The 19,061-nt window shown below is 52.3% G+C and carries 12 protein-coding genes; all 12 read right to left on the minus strand.

What is annotated here, in order from left to right:
* Window positions 1-2: 2 nt before the first annotated feature.
* The gene (locus TREAZ_RS10905) at window positions 3-2,405 is read right to left on the minus strand and encodes a beta strand repeat-containing protein (RefSeq protein WP_015711916.1); all 2,403 of its coding nucleotides are present in this window, start codon (window positions 2,403-2,405) and stop codon (window positions 3-5) included.
* A gap of 255 nt (window positions 2,406-2,660) precedes the next feature.
* Complete coding sequence (locus TREAZ_RS10910; RefSeq protein ID WP_015711917.1) at window positions 2,661-3,068, minus strand: type II toxin-antitoxin system VapC family toxin; 408 nt, start codon at window positions 3,066-3,068, stop codon at window positions 2,661-2,663.
* Window positions 3,065-3,307, minus strand: a complete 243-nt coding sequence (locus tag TREAZ_RS10915) for an AbrB/MazE/SpoVT family DNA-binding domain-containing protein (protein WP_015711918.1) — start codon at window positions 3,305-3,307, stop codon at window positions 3,065-3,067. The genes TREAZ_RS10910 and TREAZ_RS10915 overlap by 4 nt, the downstream gene beginning before the upstream one ends.
* 138 nt (window positions 3,308-3,445) lie before the next feature.
* The gene (locus tag TREAZ_RS10920; protein WP_015711919.1) at window positions 3,446-5,446 is read right to left on the minus strand and encodes a tetratricopeptide repeat protein; all 2,001 of its coding nucleotides are present in this window, start codon (window positions 5,444-5,446) and stop codon (window positions 3,446-3,448) included.
* Window positions 5,446-6,231, minus strand: coding sequence for a hemolysin family protein (locus TREAZ_RS10925; RefSeq protein WP_015711920.1), 786 nt, complete (start codon window positions 6,229-6,231; stop codon window positions 5,446-5,448). The genes TREAZ_RS10920 and TREAZ_RS10925 overlap by 1 nt, the downstream gene beginning before the upstream one ends.
* Window positions 6,228-6,683: an rRNA maturation RNase YbeY gene (gene ybeY / locus TREAZ_RS10930; protein WP_015711921.1), complete on the minus strand. Its 456-nt coding sequence runs from the start codon at window positions 6,681-6,683 to the stop codon at window positions 6,228-6,230. Before ybeY ends, TREAZ_RS10925 begins: the two co-directional genes overlap by 4 nt.
* Window positions 6,680-8,902, minus strand: coding sequence for an HD family phosphohydrolase (locus TREAZ_RS10935; protein WP_015711922.1), 2,223 nt, complete (start codon window positions 8,900-8,902; stop codon window positions 6,680-6,682). The genes ybeY and TREAZ_RS10935 overlap by 4 nt, the downstream gene beginning before the upstream one ends.
* Window positions 8,886-9,827: a PhoH family protein gene (locus TREAZ_RS10940; RefSeq protein ID WP_015711923.1), complete on the minus strand. Its 942-nt coding sequence runs from the start codon at window positions 9,825-9,827 to the stop codon at window positions 8,886-8,888. The genes TREAZ_RS10935 and TREAZ_RS10940 overlap by 17 nt, the downstream gene beginning before the upstream one ends.
* 62 nt (window positions 9,828-9,889) lie before the next feature.
* A complete protein-coding gene (locus TREAZ_RS10945; RefSeq protein WP_015711924.1) occupies window positions 9,890-13,321 on the minus strand; it encodes an LPS-assembly protein LptD in 3,432 nt (1,143 codons plus the stop codon).
* Window positions 13,318-16,194, minus strand: a complete 2,877-nt coding sequence (uvrA, locus tag TREAZ_RS10950; RefSeq protein ID WP_015711925.1) for an excinuclease ABC subunit UvrA — start codon at window positions 16,192-16,194, stop codon at window positions 13,318-13,320. Before uvrA ends, TREAZ_RS10945 begins: the two co-directional genes overlap by 4 nt.
* Window positions 16,195-16,228: 34 nt before the next feature.
* The gene (locus TREAZ_RS10955; RefSeq protein ID WP_015711926.1) at window positions 16,229-16,885 is read right to left on the minus strand and encodes a flavodoxin family protein; all 657 of its coding nucleotides are present in this window, start codon (window positions 16,883-16,885) and stop codon (window positions 16,229-16,231) included.
* A gap of 2 nt (window positions 16,886-16,887) precedes the next feature.
* Entirely contained in the window at window positions 16,888-18,990 is a 2,103-nt protein-coding gene (locus tag TREAZ_RS17865) for a methyl-accepting chemotaxis protein (RefSeq protein WP_015711927.1), read from the minus strand.
* Between the last annotated feature and the right edge of the window lie 71 nt (window positions 18,991-19,061).

Raw genomic sequence — 19,061 nt, forward strand, 5'->3', positions numbered from 1 at the left:
GATTATTCCTCCACCTTAAAAGTGATGGTCTTTGAGTAGGCATGGCCGCTTGCGCTTGTTACTACCACGGTTACCCGATGAGTCCCCAGAGTATAGGATGCCGCCAGCAGGGGAAGGGTGTTTGTACTGTTTCCTGTGTCCTTATTATCCACTCGCCATTGGTAGCCGAAGTAGGTTCCGCTTACCGTAAGGGTATGACTGCCATTACCGGTTTGTGAAATGACAATCGCGTCTTCCGGCAAGGCATCGCCCGCTTTCTCCGGGAAAATCAGGCTGATAGTACCCCTAACGGTAACGGTAATGGCCGCAACATTGCTGGTTGCCGAGGCGTTTGTAGCGCTGCTCCCACCGTTCTTGTTGTTGGTAACAATCACGTAATAATACAGGGTTCCCTCCTCTGCAGTGGAAGGCGTATAGCTAGCATTTGTACCTACCAGGGTTCCCCCGGCTGTGCTGTTCGTGGCGTTCCTGTACCACTCATAGGAGAGGGTTCCGCCGTCCTGTGAATATGCCGATACGGAGAGGGCCGTGGCTGTAATGCCCCTGGCGTAAGTCGCATTCTGGAGCTGATTGTTAATATGCGGGGCTTGGGCGTTAGAGGAAATCGTAAACGATACTGCCGCGCTCGTGCCGCCCTGGTAATTGCTTGTTTCGCTTACGGTCGCCTTCACCCAATAGGTCCCCTCGCTTGTCGGAACCGTCGAGCTATACCAGCCGTTTTCCGCCGTGGAATAGGTATACGACACCGCGCCATCACCCGGATTTGTGCCGGTATAGGACGGACTGGGAGCAGCCGGCGCAACAAGCGACGCAATCGACACGGACGGGAAGATTGGGGCCTTGGTGATAGTAACCGTCGGGTCGTTCAAGACACCCATCGGCGCATTGTAGTTACCTGAATCCGTGCCCGACAAACTTATACTACCAATGGTAACGGTCTTGTAATCACCCACATTAGCATCATGCACGGTCCCCGTCGCCATCAGGGTAACTGTGTCAGTGCCGACCATGTTTGTCGGGGTGATGGTTACATCAATCTCATCCGAGCCGTTATAGACGCGGTTGGCCGCCGTCGCCAAAGCGGTAAGGGTCAGCTTGTCCACCGTTAGGCTGAAGGTCTGCGTTGCGTCTGGGCTTGTACCGTTCGATGCGGTAATCGTGAAACTGTGCAAACCCACGGCGCTTGTCCCGGCAATGGTGATAAATCCGGTTCCCGTGCCAATCGTCACACCGGTCGGTGCTCCGCTCAGGGAGTAGCTTATCGGCGATGTACCGTCGGCAATGACTTGATGCGTCCCGCCCGTACCATAGGTAACGGTTTTGTTGTTTGCCGAGCTGATAGTTGGTGCAACAGGCACGGCATTCACCGTCAAGACGAATCCTACCGCATTGCTGCCCGCGCTATTTGCCACCATTAAGGTGAAGTAGTACTCCCCTACGGTGGTCCACGCCTCAATCGTGATAAGCCCGGTGGCGGCGTTAATCGTCACACCGTTTGGTACGGTTCCGCTCAGGGAGTAGCTTATCGGCGATGTACCGATGGCCCAAACTTGGTGCATCCCGCCTGTGCCGCTTAGTACGGTGATATTGTCTTCCGAAATAATAGTCGGCGCTTCCGAGCTTTCCGGAACCGCTACAGTAATAGTTATGGATTTGGCAAAAGTTTTGCCTTTGCTATCCCTTACCTGTACCCGCACCGAATAAGTTCCTGCGGTCAAAGCGGTATTGAAAATATAAAGATAGTCATAGTATATAAAAAAGCGGTTGTTGTTAGCATCGCCGCTTCCTGAAACCAGCGCGTAGGTATACGGCCCGGTTCCACCCCAAACAAGACCCAGAGTTCCCACCGACACTCCGGCGAAAACGTTCTCACCTTCCCGTAAATTCACCGTCGGGGTAAAACCAAAACCCGTAATTTCCGAATCGGCACTGCCGGACCCCGGCGCCGTTACGATAATGGTTATGGCTTTGGCAAAAGTTTTACCCTTGGTATCACTTACCCGCACCCGTACCGAATAGTTTCCTGCAGTCAAGGCGGTTCCCGGGGTCAAGGCGGTGTCGGTACTAGCTGCCCATGGTCCCGTAGGCAGCGCAGTTCCGCCTATCCTGAGACTTGCGTTATCAACGACAAAATAATCGTTATGAATATCTCCTTGGCCTGAAACGAGGGCATAGCTAAACGGCCCTGTTCCGCCCTGGACACTGCCCAGAGTACCGGCTACTGCTCCGGCGAGAGCGTTCGTTTCACCTTCCTGCAAATTCGCTGTCGGGATAAAACTAAAACCGGTAATTTCCGGGTTGGTGGTGGTACCTGAGGGATTTTCACTGCCTGAAGGATTTTCGCAGCCAAAGAAAAACAGGAGCAAAAAAACCGCCAAACAAGACTGGATGGATTTCCTTATCACAGAGTCCTCCTTAATTGAGAATGGTTTTGTGTAATTGATGAATTATTATACGGAGATACTAAAAATGGACTAAATTTTTCGGGGGGGGGGGGGGGGGGGGGGGGGGGGGGGGGGGGGGGGGGGGGTAAGTCTATATGATACAAGGAATTACGTGTCATTTTACCTACCTTTTTGAAACGTAAAAACCGGTTTATCCCGGGGGTCAAAACTTCCAAGCCAACTTAAATTTTAAAATAACACAAAAAATTGAAAAAGTCAACATAAGGGATACAGCTCCGTTCCAAAGGCCGAAAAATGCTTCCCGTTAAAGGTGGCGATACCCATGTTTTTATTCAGCGCGGTAACTGCAATGTAACTGTCGGCAAAGCCTCGGTTTTTTTCCCGTGCCAGGGCAATTGCCGCGCTGACATATTCGATATCAAATATCTTCAGGCCCTGGATCGAAAGGATTGACTCCAGGGTGTCCAAAATATCATTATTAGCCTGCTTATAGAACGAACGTAAAACCCAGGCGATTTCAAAAAATACCGGCGGCCCGCAAAAGAGGCAAACCTTTCCATCTTTAGCCTTCTTAAAAAGGTCAGCAGCAGCAGCGGAATGTTTTGGTTCATCTTTATTGAAATACCTGAGAAAGACGTTACTGTCCACAAAATATTGTTTCATCGCCGCTCAATCATCCTTTTGCCCGCTTCGCGCGTGAGGAGATCCTCCTCATCATCGGGCATTTTTCCCCCCGAAAGGCTACCCTGCAGGGAAGAAAAATCGCGGGGTTTCCTGATAACAAAACCATCATTTAAATATTCTCCGACTATTCTGTCCCCGCTCTTAATGCCAAATTGGGTACGTACCCTCGCCGGTAGGGTAATTTGCCCCTTTGTAGAAACAACCATAACTTCGCTCAAAATAGCCTCCTCCTACATTTTACAAAAGTAGGATATATCGATTATACCTTATATTATAGCTAAAGTAGGATATTTGTCAAATATACCTTGAATTTTCCGCCAATGCCCACACAAGTTAACTGCCGGCAAACTCTTGTCCTACCTCAAAGTCCGCAGCAGACCCCGCAGTTCCGGATCGGCCACGCTTGGCGAAGGAGCTGCTGCGCCTTCTTCCTTTTTGGGGATGATGAATATTTCGTCGCCCTGGACTATGCGGTCAAAGAAGCCTGTCCGTTCCAGAAGGCCGGCGGAGACTTCTTCGTCGGCTTTTTCCACGATGAATTTACCTATGACATCGTCGGGGGCATAGACCAGGCCAATGCCCTGGCTGAGTATGCCGGCGCTGCCCTGGCGGACTACGTCGAAAGCATCGCCGTCTTTGACGCCGTCGGCGCGGCCCTTGTCGATGAGGCCCTGGCCCTGGCGGCGGCGTATGAGTTCGGCCCTGAATGGGAGGGCTTTGGAAAGCTGCTCCACAATGCCCCTGCTGGCGTCGCGCAGCCTGTCCCGGCCTGTGCGGTAGGTACTGAATACCGCCGCTGCGGCCCCCGTACGGGCTACGAAGAGTTCTCCGGTAATCGAAATATCCCGCTCGTTCTCGGCGACCGAGACGACGAGGAAATAATCGGCGTTGTTTTCACGGGCCGTGCGGAAGGCCTGGGAGAAGGAGCTTTGGCGCAGATCCAGATCCATGGAACCAAGGTTCCGCTCGTGGACCAAAAGATCCTTTATATAGGCGGAGCCTGCGGCCCCTGCATCGGCGTGGAAAAAGGCGGACTGGTTTGCCACGGAAAACACCGCTACTTTCCAATGGGGTTTGGAGATGGCTACTGGGTCAACTTCCCAGCGACGGAAGAGCGCGTTCCCCAGCAGGGCGGTGTAGGATTCGACGGCGTCATTCAGGGTCTTGTCAGCCAGCCCAAGGTTCTGCATGAACTTGAGTTCCTCTAGGTAGCGGGCGGGAAAGCCCTGCAGCCGCAAGAGGTCCGCGTATTCGCGGCGATCCCTGGCGTAGGGGTTGAGCCTCAAGCCCCGGCGGTATTCAAAGAGGGCTTGCTCCAGAAGGTTCCGGGAACGGTAATCCCTGGCCCGGGCAAAATGCCAGGAAGCCCAGCGGCTTCTCTGGGGGTCTTCGACTTTGGTGCCTGTGATGAGAAGCTCTTCCAGGCTGGAGCGTATGAATTCGTCTTCCGGGGCAACTGCGGCTGCAGTGGACAATACGGAGATGGCCTCCGCGTTGCGTCCGAGCCTGACATAAGCCATGCCTTTAAGATACCAGGCATGGGCATTTTCCCGCTTCCTGGCTATGAGTTCATCGGCAAGCCTGGCTGCTTCTTCGTATTGGCCCGCGCGGTAGCGAAGGGATGCGAGGAGGGAACCGGCCGGGGCATAGCCGGGGCGGTAAAAGAGGGACTGCTCGGCATAGGCAAGGGCCTGGGCGATATTGTTCCTCCGGGCAGCCAAATACGAAGCGTAATAATAGACCCGGTAATCGTCAGGGTGCTGGACCAGGGCGCGCTCTATATAGGAACGGGCGGCGTCCTCGTCGCCAAGGGAACCCAGGACCAGGGCCAAAGAGACAAGAAGGCGCCTATCGTCGGGGAAACGGCGCACCGCCTCCCTGAAACGTATGACCGCGTCCCCTGCCCTGCCCCGGGCTATGTCCAGCTCTGCCGCTGTAAAGAGGGCTTCTTTGTTGTAAGGCTCGCGGGAGAGGATATCGTTGATAACTTTGGAGGCTTCCTCAAGATTGCCCAGGGCAATTTGGACAGAAGCTTCAAGGTTTGCAAGCGCCATGCTGCCCCTTGCAAGGGAACGGGCCTTGCGTACCCAGAGGAGGGCCTCGTCAAATTCTCCCAGCTCGTAGTAACACTCCGCAAGGGCGGCGTTGCCTTCGGCATGGGCGGGGTTTAAGCGTATACATTCGATAAAGGATTCGGCAGCGGCATACCAGTCCTCAGCATTCATGCTCGCGCTGCCCCTTTCGTACCACCATGACGGATTGGTGTTCTGGGCAGACACAGTGCCAGCTACCAGGAGTAATAGTACTAATAACACAGCAGTGCGCTTAACAGCGTTCAGCTTACCGGCAATAATCATCAGCTATTCCCTTCCTGGCGGAGGACTATCTTTACCGTGTTGATCTTATGCCCCTCCATCTCCTGCACGATAAAATCAATGCCCTCCCAGGCGGCCTTTTCAAACTTGACCGGTATCTTCCCGAAAAGATCGAAGACAAAGCCGCCAAGGGTGTCAAAGCCCTCTATGGGCAGATCCACCTGTATTGCCTCTGCCAGATCTTCGAGGTTTACCCTGGCATCGCAGAGCCATGCCCCGCCGCCTAAATCAAGTATATCCTCGGTTTCGTTATCAAACTCGTCCTGGATATCGCCGATGATTTCTTCTATAATATCTTCCATGCATACAATGCCCGAGACCCCGCCGTACTCATCCACCACCACCGCTATATGAACCTTCCTGCGGCGCAGCTCTTTTAAGAGCTCATCAATATGCTTGGATTCGGGGACAAAGAAGGGCTTACGCACGAGTTTTTCCACTTCGAAAGGATCGTTCCGCACCAGGGCCTTGAGCACATCTTTCACATAGAGGACGCCCACCACATTGTCTATGGTTTCCTTGTAAACAGGGAAACGGGAATGCCCGCTTTCGCTGATAAGGGTGAGGAGCTCCTCCCGGGAAGCATCGGCCGATAAAAACACCGTGTCGATGCGGGGAAGCATGACTTCCTTGACGGTGGTATCCGACAGTTCCACTACGCCCTGTATCATTTCCTGCTGATCCGCTTCGAGGGAGTCGTAGGTTTTTTTGTCTATGTCGCCCGAGCCTTTTTTGAAAAAGCCCCGCTTAAAGGATGATGCGTTCATAAGATCCGTTCTCCGGCCAAAGAGGCCAATATATTCTCCTGCAACTTGAGCATGGCCTCGCCAGGCTCGTTGGTTTTATGATCCATGCCCTTCAGATGCAGGATCCCATGGACTAACAGGCGTTTCAATTCTTCGTCTTTGCTCACCTTGAAATATGCCGCATTCTTTTCGAGGGTTTCAAGGGAGATGACAATATCCCCGGGCAGGCAACGGACACCGCCCTTGCCATCGTCGAATGTTTCTCCAAGTTCAAAAGAAAGCACATCGGTAGCTTCGTTCCTGTTCCTGTATTGGGAATTAAGTGTTTTAATGCAATTGTCCCCGCAGAACAGCACCGATAAATCCCAATTGCGTATATCCAGTTTCTTCAGCGTTTTGAGTATAAAACTTTTGGCTTCAGGTTTCCATGCAGGCAGGGGAACTTCTTCGGCGCTGAAGGCGACTTTGTTCATTTTTCAGTACCCTGGGCTTCCCCCGGGAGTTTGGGGTATTCAATGCGTGAATGGTAATAACTGACCAAAACCCTGACAAAAGCGTTTTTGATTGTTTCAAGATCCTGGAAAGTGAGTTCCGACCGCGAAAGCTGCCCATGCTCCACCTTGGCGTTAAAAAGCTCCTGAATGAATTTTTCCAGCCGCGCGACTGTGGGTTTGTCCAGGGTGCGGACTGCGGCCTCGGTCATATCGGCCAGCATCACCACTGCGCTCTCCCTGGAGCGGGGGGGCATGCCGGGATAGGTGAAATCTTCCATATTTACCTGGCCCTCCAGCTTGAGGGCTTTATTGTAAAACCAGGTGATAACCGAATTGCCGTGGTGTTCGCCGATTATATCCGTTACTTCCCGGGGCAGCCCGAGCTGTCGGGCCTTCTCAAGCCCAAGCTTCACATGGCTGCGTATCACTGTGGCCGAAAGCCTTGGGGCCATGTCATCGTGCTTGTTATGATCTGTCTGGTTCTCCACAAAGTAATCGGGGTTTTCCATCTTCCCTAAATCGTGGTAATAGGCGCCAACCCTTGCGAGGAGGGCGTTGGCGCCTATATCCTGGCAGGCTGTTTCCGCCAAATTGGCAACCATGATGGAATGGCTGTAAGTGCCGGGGGCGGCGGTAAAGAGCCGCCGCAGTATTGGCGCGTTGAGATCCGAAAGCTCTATCAGCCTGAATGCGGTCGAAGCGTTGAGGGCATGTTCCAACGGGGGCAGAAAGCCGAGAACCAGCATGCCCGAACCCAGGCCGTTAAAGGCTGCCCAAAAAAGCACGCCGGGGTAGTTTCCTGCGGCTGCCCGCTGGTTTAGCAGTATTGCTGTCATGGCGACACAATTGGCGGCAGCAATGATGAGCCCCGCCTTGATAAGATCCATGCGCTTGTCCGCACCCTGGAGGACAAAGGAGCCGACCACCCCCGAAACAACGGCGAAAATATACGAGGGCATGTCAAACGATCCTGCCATAAAAGCGCCCAGCGGCAGGGTCATAGCCAGGAGCAGGCCGAGCCTGGGACTTATCAAAATCGAAGGCAGCATTATTACCAATGCGGTAGGCACCACCAGAGATACAATTATCGAATCCGAACCAAACGAGAGGTTTCGTATTAATGCTGTTCCCGCGATATAAAGAACCGAGAGGGCACAGATGAGGTATGCCTCGCTGTGGGTCAGCTTCCTTCCCAACACTCCCTTGGAGCAGTAAAAGGACAAAAGAATAAAAACCAAAAAGAGGAACAGGATCTGGGCTATTATGTTTCGCGCGTCATTGCCTGGGAGGGATAAATTGAGGGCCCTGAAGCCGGCCATATCCTCTTCGGTTATGATGAAGCCTTTCCTTATTACCCGCTTGCCCCTTTCAATATATTTTATCACAGGCTCTGTTTTGGATCTTGTTTCGATAAGGCGCTGCACTGTTTCTTCAGGGGAATAAAAAATGTTTTCCCATATAAAGGGCGTTATGAGCTGCGGCGCAATCTGGGCCAGGACAGAGCTGTATGCGCCCAGGGCTGTCTGGCGTTCAACTGCTTCGGCAGCCATATCCTTGGTAACAATACTGCCCACAGGAACCCTTTCCCTTTCGGTGCGGCCGCCGTTCTGGCGTATGAGTTCCACTACATCCTGGTTGAATTTTCCGAGCCCTGCCTGGGCAAGGGAAAAGACCCCCTTCTCCAGAACCCCGTTCAGCACGGTTTCCGCCTGGTTAAGCACTTCCCTATGATTGGCAATATGGAAAAAGATGCCCAGGGTGTCATCGGAAAAATCGCCGGGAAACCTTTCGTGAATTGCCCGGACAAATTCTTCCTGGGTAGAGCCCTTGGCCGAATGGGCCTCGGCGAAGGCAGCAAACTCTTTCCACCTGTTCAACATCTCTTCGGAAGCCTTGTCGGAAAAATGGAAAACCGCAGGCACCTGGCGTTCCTGGGCTTCCAGGGCTAAGCGTGTGGCCTTTTCGTCCTCGTAAGTCAAAGCCTGTTCGGCGATGACATCCCGGTCCGCAACCTTGCCCACTTCGAAATCTTCCGGGTCTCCCACGCCGCCCCGGCTGGAATCCATGTTTGCCAGTATCACGATGAGGGATAAAAGGAAGGCGCCGACAGCGGCAAGCCCAGGGCCGGTGCGGAAGGATTTGGGGATCAGTTTGTTGACAAGGGACAAAAAGTCCGGAGGCTCATTTTTTTTCTTCATTGTCATATGCTTGAATAATCTTCTTGATGAGTGGGTTTCGCACTACGTCCCCTGTATGGAGCCAGGAGAAATTGAGGCCCTCCACATTGCTCAGGAGAGAGACTGCGTGAAGGAGCCCCGAGTCCACCCGCTTGGGGAGGTCTATCTGGGTAGTGTCGCCGGTGATCATCGCCCTGGCGCCCTGGCCTATGCGGGTCAGGAACATCTTCATCTGCTCTTTGGTGGTGTTCTGGGCTTCGTCCAGTATGACCACGCAGTCGTTGAGGCTTCTCCCCCTCATATAAGCCAGGGGGGCTATTTCTATAGCCCTGGTTTCTTCCATACGGTGTATGACTTCATAGGGTACGAGGGATTCCATGGCGTCGTAAAGGGGCCTTAGGTAAGGGTTTATCTTCTGCGCCAGATCCCCAGGCAGGAAGCCGAGGCTCTCGCCGGCTTCCACCACAGGGCGGGTGAGCACAAGCTTGCGCTGCTTTTTGGAGAGCACCAGCCGCAGGGCTTCGGCTATGGCGAGGTAGGTCTTGCCTGTACCCGCAGGGCCTACACCGAAACTTATATCGGCGGAGCGCATGCCCCGTATATAGGCAGCCTGGTTCTTGCTGCGGGGGTACACCCGGCTAAAGCCATGAGGAATATGGATGACAGCTTCTTCTTCATCAGCAGGGGCTTCTTCCCCTGCAAGGGCCCTGACATAATCGGGAGAAGGATAATTCCCCTCCCGCACCCGGGCAATGAGGGTATCCATTACCGTTTTGAACCGCTGTACCCCGGCATCCCCGGCGCCTTCAAGGCGAATCTCATTGCCTCTGGTGGCAATGCGCCCCCCAAGGGAACCTTCGATAACCTTGAGGTTCCCGTCGTTGGCGCCGCAAACCCCGGATAGAATATCCCGGTTGTCCAGCACAATGGTAATACTATCGTCCAAATATACCTCTCCCTTAAAGTTTATGGCCCTGGCCCATGGTAGTCAAGCTCTCTCTGCATGGCCTATTTGAAGGTGAGCTGTTCTTTGTCATAAGCCATATCGACCTTTATTTCTTCAATGGGTACCCACTGGACCAGGAATGAGATCTGGCTGTTGAATTTCCAAACCGGCACAGATCCCGCTGTACTATTAAGATAGGGGACAAGGGCCACCCCAAGTTTGGCATTCCAATCCCCCAAATGGTGGACCAAATCAAGACTGAAAGATTTCAGCTTGAAGCCCGAACTGCGCCTCTTTTCGATATCATCGAACCGGAAGGAATTGAAAAGATCCACAAAGAAGTTGGTCTCCACTCCTGGGGGCAATTCTACGGGTACTGTGAAGAAAGGCAGGTTTTGGAAATAACGGTAAATTTGGGAATTGCTCGACCTGGCAGAAAGGGTTATGTCCAGAAAATTCGCTATCCCAAAGCCGAGGCCCAGGGAAAAGTCCAGCGAAGAATAGGTATAGCGCTGGAGGTCAAACGAGAGGCCGGAACTCAGGTTTACCGAAAACGAAAGCCGCTTGCCCCAAAGGTTTTCTTTTCTAAAGGACTTGGCATAGTTAAAGCTTAGCTGCTGAGGCTCCAGCTCCTTATCGCCTACCTGTATCCATCCATTGGGCCTTGCGGGATCAACAGAACCATTGTGGTTCAACAAATAGGGTATGGCATAGGCAACTTTGAAGGCAGCAGAAAAGCCTCCCAGATTGAGGGTGGAATTCAAGGTTGTGTATTCCTGTATCTCGGGATCAAACACCACGTACTGCTGGAATGAACCCAAAGTACCGAACCTCAAAGTCTCGGTCACATTGATGGGCCTCCATTTCCTTTTGTCATTGTCATAAGGCTCAAAGATTGAAGTAGAAGCGCTGGTCTCCGAGATCCATACCCTGGCAACGGCGTTTGCCGCAAGGGAGGAATCTTCGGGGGGGAGAACAGAAGTGATAGAAAAGGTCTGGCTTTTATCCATTACATTGGCTGCAAGATTAACAGCTATGGAATGGGTGTCCAGTTTTTCCTTGGTCCATTCGCCGAATTCCCAATCCCAATCGGGGGCGTCATCAGGGTTCAGAACGCTGGCATCGTCAAAAACGGTTTTTGCGAGAAGCCCTTTAACATTGTAGGTGATATTGGAATTGCTCCAAACAGGACTGTTATAAAAAGGCCTTAAGGATGTCCTGAATTCCCATGAAGAATTTACGTTGGTCTGGGAATAGGCGCGCTTCCTGGCCGAAACAATTTTCGCATCATCGGTCACCCCGGCGGTTGTATATTCTTCGGCATTTTCATTAAGGTAATTGTAATCCTGCCAGGCGCTGGTAGAAGAGATCCTGAAAGACCCCGAATAAATACCCCCTGATGTCTGGCTTAAGCTCAGGCCCATGCTGCCCGAAGCGCTTATCCTTGACAGGGCTGAAGAAATCTCGCTCCAGTCAACATCCTCCGATTCTTTCCAGTTGTCAGGGGATGTCCTGAACTGAAGCTCGGAAGCAAAAGACGGGCTTACTTGATAATCAAAAACAAGCCTGGGACCGCCGATTCGGGCAAGATCGAAACGCTGGCCCAGGATCGGCGGGGTCAGGGTAAACGCATCCCCCTGGGTTTTGGCAACTGCCGCCGCAGTTTCCGCCCCGGTTTCCCATGGCGAAATGGGCAATCCCGGAAGCATGGAATCCCCCGGCGCTTGCGTTACTCCTCCGCCCGCTGTTGGAGAGGCCGAAGCTTGCGCCCCGGACGTATACGGGGTTCCCGAAACCGAAGCGGTAATGGACATAATGGTAAATTTATTGGGGATATAGAACATGCGCCCTGGATTGCTTATGGGGGCAAACGTCATAGGTTTCGTGGAATTGCGGGTGGTAAACGCCATGCTGCTTGTAATACTGCTAATTGAAAGGGAGGAAATATAAGGATTGAGGGCTGTTACTTTTGGTGAGAGGGAACCGCTTAATCTCCATTCATAAGAACTAATATAGGTATCTTCTGCTACTTGCGACTCCGCAGTGGCCCCCTCTCGGAGCATGGAAAGCCAATCAAGCTCTTCCGAGCGGTTTAAAAAATCCCTGTTTACATAAGGATCGGAATAAAGCGGGACTCCCCAGGAAACACTTCCATAAGTCCCGGAAAAAGAGCCGTTCATATTAAAACGGTAACGAAGGGGAAAATCAAACGAAAAAAACCGTGAATCATTCCATTCACTGGAACCGTCATAATTCGGGAAGGGCGTACTCCCCGAACCCATGGCGTAAATATTCCTGGTTAAGCCCAGGCCGAAGGAAAGATCAAAAGCGCCAAAAGCGCCTTTCCTGGGCAGGGCCAATTCAGTGCCCAGGTAAAAGCCAAGATTTGCATACGCATCAAAGAGCACCGAAAGGCGTGTGTCGTTGGCATCACGGTATTTTTTCCCGGTGCTGCGGAGAAAAACGCCTTCCCTCTCTTTTTCCATATCTGAACTGGAACCGAATATCTTTGTTATTGAATTTTCAGAAGTGCCTGAAGTTTTTGGCCGCCCCAAAATATAGGTAGTGGTCTGCACAAAAGTCCCCTCCCGGGTACGGTAGCCCAATACCGGATGGAACACAATTTCATCGGAGGGATAATAAAAGAAGGGCAGCCATAATACCGGTATATTCCCCACTTTAAGTACCGCGTTTAATATGCCCCAGTCAGATCCGGGAAGCAGCCAAAGCTTGGAAGCGTTAAGTGACCAGAGAGCCTCAGGATTGCTGCCATTGGTAATCTCGGCATGGGTAAGGACAGTAACTTCTTCGCTGTTGCGGGAAATCACGGTTCCTGCAAAACGGTATGCAGTATTATTGCCTGCTATGGAACGCTCGGAAATGCCATCCATAAAAATGCTTGACCAGTTATCAAGGTTGACAGTAATGGATTCGCCCTTGAAGGTCTCGATGGTATCCCCTTCTTCTTTGACATATTCCACGCCGCCGGTCGCCGTCATTACATTTCTCGTGCGGTTGTAGAGTATCTCCCAGGCTTTAACCCGGTGCACCGCCTCCCCGTCCTTTAAAGAGATGACCACGTCCCCCCTGAGGCGCGCATATTCCTCGTCCACCACATCGAGGGTGAAATATTCGGTGGTCCTGGCAGACTCGATGGTGATGATCTTGGCCTGGGCAGAAACAGTGCCCCCTACCGCAGGGAGTTTAAAATAGCTTCGAAGCCTGTTCGCAAGGTCATCCTTGGTTCCCCCTTCGGAGAGGCCAAGGCTTCTGCACCAGGAAGCCAATTCCATAAGCGTAGAAGTTTTAATATCCAGTTCGAGAATTTCAGCGTTGGGGTCTTTTTCTTCTATTGGAGCTGCGCCAGCTTCTGCAGCGACCGGGGCTTCTGCTGCGGGTGCAGCCGCGCCTGCCGGCTCTTCCTGGGCCAATACAGGAAATGCTGCAAAGCCCATTATGAGGAAAAGAAAAAAGAGAACCCGGAATAACTTCATTTCTTTGATGAAACTTTCCTGACACGCTGAGATCTTTTTGATCTCTGTTCCAGCATCTCTTTTAAATATTGGCCCGTGTAAGAAGGGCCGTGTTGGGCCACCTTTTCGGGCGTTCCCGAAACCACAAGCTCCCCTCCCTTGTCGCCGCCTTCGGGCCCCAGGTCGATGAGGTAATCCGCCTGGAGGAGCACATCGAGGTTATGCTCGATCATGACCACCGTGTTCCCCTGGTTCACAAGGCGCTGTATCACTTCCATAAGCTGCTTCACGTCTGCAAAGTGGAGGCCCGTGGTGGGTTCGTCCAGTATATAGAGGGTTTTTCCCGTGGAACGTTTGGAAAGTTCCAGGGCCAGCTTGACCCGCTGGGCCTCGCCGCCCGACAGTGTCAGCGCGCTCTGGCCGAGCTTCACATACCCAAGGCCCACTGAAAGGAGGGTGTCCATTTTCCGGGCAATCTGGGGAATGAACTCAAAAAACTTCGCCGCTTCTTCGATGGTCATGTCCAGCACATCGGCGATGTTTTTACCCTTGTAGCGTATCTCAAGGGTTTCCTTGTTGAAACGCTGTCCATGGCATACATCGCAGGTAACATACACATCGGGGAGGAAATTCATTTCTATCCTGATGGTGCCGTCGCCCTCGCAATTTTCGCAACGCCCTCCCCTCACGTTGAAGGAGAAACGTCCGGGCTTGTAACCCCGGGCTTTGGCGTCGGGGAGGCTGGCAAACAGATCCCGTATAGCGGTAAAAACGCCCACATAGGTTGCGGGGTTGGACCGGGGAGTACGCCCTATGGGACTCTGATCGATGTCGATAACCTTGTCGATGAACTCGGTTCCCTCGATTTTATCGCACTCCCCTTCCGGGCGGTTTGTGTTGTTGATCTCATTTGCAAGAACAGGATAGAGCACATCCGAAAGAAGCGTGGACTTGCCGGAACCTGAAACGCCGGTGATGCAGGTAAAAATCCCCAAGGGAATTTCCACGTCAATGTTCTTTAAATTGTGTTCCTTAACGCCGTAGAGGCGCAGGAAGTTTCCGTTCCCCTGACGCCGCTTTTCAGGAACATCCATGATGAGGGTTCCCGCTAGGTACTGGCCCGTGAGACTTTCTTCAACCTTCATCACCTCGGCGGGCGTACCCTGAGCCACCACCTTGCCGCCGTGAACGCCCGCGCCGGGGCCGAGGTCGACGATGTGGTCGGCAGTACGCAGGGTCTGCTCGTCATGCTCCACCACGATGAGGGTGTTCCCCAAATTGCGGAGGTAGAGAAGCGTGTCGATAAGGCGCTGATTGTCCCGCTGGTGGAGGCCAATGCTCGGTTCGTCAAGAATGTAAAGAACCCCCACAAGGCTCGACCCGATTTGGGTTGCAAGCCGTATGCGCTGGGCCTCGCCGCCCGAAAGAGTCGCAGCTTTACGCTCAAGGGTAAGATAGTCGAGGCCCACGTTTTTCATGAACCCCAGGCGGGCGTTTATCTCTTTTAAGATCTGATAGGCTATCTTTTTTTCAGTCTTGTTGAATTTGATAGTCTCAAAAAATTTAAGCGAATCAGTAACAGAAAGGCTCGTGAGATCCCAGATGTTCCTGCCCCCCACGGTAACGCCCAACACTTCGCCCTTGAGCCGCCTTCCGCCGCATTCTTCGCAGGGCTTCTGGCTCATGAATTTCTCGAGCCATTCTTTTATGCCCGGCGACTGGGTCTCAAGGTAACGGCGGCGCAGATCTTCGAGTATGCCCTGGAACTTGGTGTTGTAATCGAAGTGGTTGGTTCCCTCTTTATTTTTATAGTGGATCTCGATGTCGTCCTTGCTTCCGTACAGTATGGCGTCCATGGCTTTTTTGGGAAGATCTTTAAAAGGAGCATCAAGACTGAATTTGTAATGCTTCGCAAGACTTTCAAAACGCGCCCTATACCAGGCCGAATCGGGGTTATAGGGAACACAGCCCCCTTCGTTAAACGAAAGGGAAGAATCGGGTATCACCAGATTGGGGTCGAACTCCATTTTGATCCCCAGGCCCGAACATGAAGGGCAGGCCCCGAAGGGATTGTTAAACGAAAAGAGCCGGGGCTGAAGTTCGGGAATGGAAATGCCGCAGTCAGGGCAGGCGTTCTTCTGGCTGAAGAAATGCTCCGACGGAACCGACTTGTCCCCTGCCTGCTGGCAAAGCACCAGCATAATGCCATCGGCGGCTTCGAGGGCGGCCTCCGTAGATTCCGCAAGGCGCGAACGTATCTCCGGCGCAATGACCATGCGGTCCACCACGATTTCTATGGTATGCTTCTTCTGCTTATCAAGGGTGATCTTCTCGTCCAGGTTCACCGGCACCCCGTCGATGCGGGCCCGGGCAAAGCCCGCCTTCCTGGCATCCTCGACTATCTTTTGATGCTCCCCTTTCTTCCCCCTGATTACCGGCGCCAAAAGCTGAATCTTGGCCCCTTCGCCCATGGCCATGATAGAATCGATGATCTGATCCACAGGCTGTTCCCGTATCTCCCTGCCGCATTCGGGGCAGTGGGGTATGCCTATGCGGGCGTAGAGGAGACGGTAGTAATCGTAAATCTCCGTGACAGTTCCCACGATAGACCGGGGATTGCGGTGGGTGGTTTTTTGTTCTATAGAAATAGCCGGCGACAGGCCCTCGATATAATCCAGGTCGGGCTTGTCCATGCGCCCCAAAAATTGGCGAGCATAGGCCGAAAGGCTCTCCACATAGCGGCGCTGGCCCTCCGCAAAGATGGTATCAAAGGCCAGGGAACTCTTCCCCGACCCCGAAAGGCCCGAAATGACGATGAGTTTATCTCTTGGCAGTTCCAGGTCTATATTCTTGAGATTATGCTCCCTGGCGCCCTTGATGACGAGTTTATCCATAATATGGAAGAATAGCCTGAAAGTCGGGGGGCAATCAACGCCCCAGAATCCCCGCCCCCATTTCAAAAGCCTTGCGCTTGTCCTCGGGGAAGACTGTTTCCCGGCGCTTCTTCCGCTCATCCCCATCGAACATGGTCATTTCATATTTACCGTAGTCCGTGGTCTGCCAGGTTTCGGTGGAGAGCAGGGTTTCGGCAGGGCCGATAAGCCGGGCAAAAAGATCCTCATAAAAGCGGAATTTGACCCCGTAGCCGTTGGGTTCCACTGCTGATGCGGGGATATTCATGGTGTAGATGAGCTTTACCGGAATGCGCCGGGGGAAAAAGCTTTTCCTGTCTTTGCGGTAGGTTATGTACTGGAAGGTAAGGCGTTCAATAAAGGCCCGGACGGAGGCAGTTACTTCGCCGACATAGATGGGAGACCCCAGGATGAGGCCGTCGCAAGCGTCGATTCTGTCCAGAAGGGGCTTTATATCGTCTTTTACGGCGCAGCGGCCCAGGCTGGGTCCGGCCTTCCGCTTGCATTCAAAGCAGCTGATGCAGCCCTTGAACTGCAAATCGTAGAGGTTCACCAGTTCCGTTTCCGCGCCCTCTGTGGCGGCCCCCTTCAGGGCTTCCTCTACCAAAACATGGGTGCTCCAGCCCTTCCGGGGGCTGCCGTTTATGCCGATTATCTTCGCTGTTTGTCTCATGCCTATTCCACCTTGAACCAGGAAATCTCCTTGACTAGAACCTCTATGCTTTCCTTGTTCTTCCCTGATATTTGATTAACATCGATTACTGCGGTATTGATAAGATCAGCGCCCGAAGCCATTTCATTCATGCCGCCGGAGATTTCTGAACTTGCCTTTTCGAGATTTACCCCTTCCTTGATGATCTCCCCGGAACCGGTAAGCATTTCTTCGGAACCGCCTTTGACCAACTGGGTGAGTTCATGCAGCTTGCTAATAGCGTCGAGGATCTGCTTGCTCCCCGCACTCTGCTCTTCCATGGCGTTGCGTATGTTCCCTTCCTGATCCGATACGGTCTTAACCTGCGTATCTATGGCTTCGAATTTGTTCAATACCGCATCGGTAGAACCAGTGATTTTCTCGATGGCAGCCTTCATCTTCTTGAGCACACCGGAGATAGTCTTTGACTGCTCGGAGGAATTTTCCGCCAGCTTGCGGATCTCGTCGGCCACCACCGCAAAGCCCTTGCCCGCTTCGCCTGCGTGGGCTGCTTCGATGGCGGCATTCATGGAGAGAAGATTGGTCTGGCTTGCGATGTTTTCCATCACTCCGTTGATTTCGAGGATGCCTTCCGATTCTTTTGCGATTTCCTGAATATCGGCCGCAACTTCCTGAAGTCCGCCTCTGCCCACTTCGGATGCCTCGGCCAGGCTTGTTACGTTTTCGGCGTTCTTTACCAGAGTCCTCGTAACAGATTCTATGTTGGCGAGCATCTCTTCAATAGCCGACGATGATTGGGAAACACTTTCGGTTTGCTTTTCAACATGACCGTTAAGCTTGGCGATATTACCGCTGATCTGCCCCATGGTTGCATTGGTTTCGGTAACGCTGGCAGACTGGTTTATCACCCTGTCCTTTATGCTCCCGATGGTAGCGGTAATCTCATTGATTGCCGCGGCAGTCTGCCCCATGCGGGTGGAGAGCTCATCGCTTATGCTGCGAAGGGCGCCGACCTGCTGCTTGATGGCACCCACGAGGCTGCGTATTTTTTCTACCAGTTCATTGAAATAATGGACAAGGTCGCCGATTTCATCATCTTTTTTGTAGGGGAAGCTGCGGGTAAAATCGCCTTCGGCGATAACCGCCATATACTGGCGCAAATCACCCAGAGGATTAAGCATAAACCTGACATACACATTGCAGATTACAAAAACAGCCAGTATTACCGCCAGCATTATTATCGCAAGGGAAGTAATGGGGCTTTCCAATAGCATGGCGGAGCTGACAGGCATGGAAAGCACCATGTCCCAGTCGAGCATATCCACATGGGTAATAAAATATTCGGTGTTTCCGACAGAAAAGATTTTATACTCACCTCCTGAAATTTTTCCTTTAAACGAATCAAGCTGGGAAGCGATTTCGGGATCTTGATCCGTAATCTTTTTCTTGTTAATGATCAGGTTCTGATCGGTACTGCCGGTGATCTCAAAAGCACTATTGTAGAAATACATGGTTATCCCGGAATCAAGGCCCGAAAATTGTGAATCCACAAAATCGCTTAACACAATACCGGTTCCTACCAACCCTATGGGCGTTTTGTTTGTACCAGTGCCGTTAAAGACCGGGGCATTTACCCAGAGCATGGTCTTTTTCAGGTTGTCATTGTAATTGATATTGAAATTGTACTTATCAGTTTCGTAGAGGGTCATCTTATACCAATAGTCCGCGGGATCATCGGGGTTTACGGTATAGGAATAGGCATCATCGGAATAAAAGTCCTTGTCGGCATCGCTGGCCCAGAAAGTAGAATTGCTGGCAAAAGCGCGGCGGTAACCTGCAATCTCCTCAAAGGCCAGGGCCTTTACCTCCTCATCATGGGGATTTAGAAAATGGCGCTTTATAATGGGAGAATCAGCCATCTTCATAGCCAGGGTCATTTCACTATTCACCGACGACTGGAGGCCGAGCTTCTTTGTCTCCCCCGCCTGCACCAATTGCTGACTCACCGAAGCGCCTACAATATGACGGGCAGTAACCAGGAGGGCCAGTATACTTCCCCCAAGAATCAAAAGGTACACAATAATAGAAAAAAACAGAACCTTATTTTTCATTGATGAAATCTTCATAAAACAAGCCTCCTGCGCATAGGCGTATAAGAATGTGAAGATCCTTAAAATAGTACAATTTTTGCTTTTTG

Source organism: Leadbettera azotonutricia ZAS-9, assembly GCF_000214355.1.
Lineage (GTDB): Bacteria > Spirochaetota > Spirochaetia > Treponematales > Breznakiellaceae > Leadbettera > Leadbettera azotonutricia.